The 394-nt window shown below is 69.5% G+C and carries 1 protein-coding gene; it reads right to left on the bottom strand.

All coding sequences use genetic code 11. From position 1 onward, the window contains the following. Positions 1–394: adenosylhomocysteinase (locus OF819_RS29075; protein ID WP_267246640.1), on the bottom strand; the 394-nt coding region annotated here is incomplete at both ends.

Raw genomic sequence — 394 nt, 5'->3', positions numbered from 1 at the left:
TTCATACAGACGATGCACACCCGTCGTCGTCTCCTCCGTCACACCACGGACCTCGGAGGCCAGCTGGGTCCACTTCTGGGGGGACTCGCTGAGGGTGCGGGTCAGGACACGCAGGATGGTGGCGTACTCCTCGCTGTCCGCGGTGGCGGGGTCGGGCACGGCGCCCGCCTTCTCGAACTCCACGCCCTTGTGGACGAGGAGAGTGGCGTCACCGCCGTCGTCCAGGATCATGTTCGGACCCCCGGTGGGGCTGTTCGGCCAGGTCAGCGCCTGCTCCGTGCACCACCAGTACTCCTCAAGCGTCTCGCCCTTCCAGGCGAAGACGGGGACGCCCTGGGGGTAGTCCGGGGTGCCGTTGGGGCCGACGGCGATGGCGGCGGCCGCGTGGTCCTGC

The sequence above is a fragment of the Streptomyces sp. PR69 genome (assembly GCF_026420845.1).
GTDB lineage: Bacteria > Actinomycetota > Actinomycetes > Streptomycetales > Streptomycetaceae > Streptomyces.
Note: the sequence above shows the minus strand (reverse complement) of the source record. Positions and strands in the feature narration are given on the sequence as shown.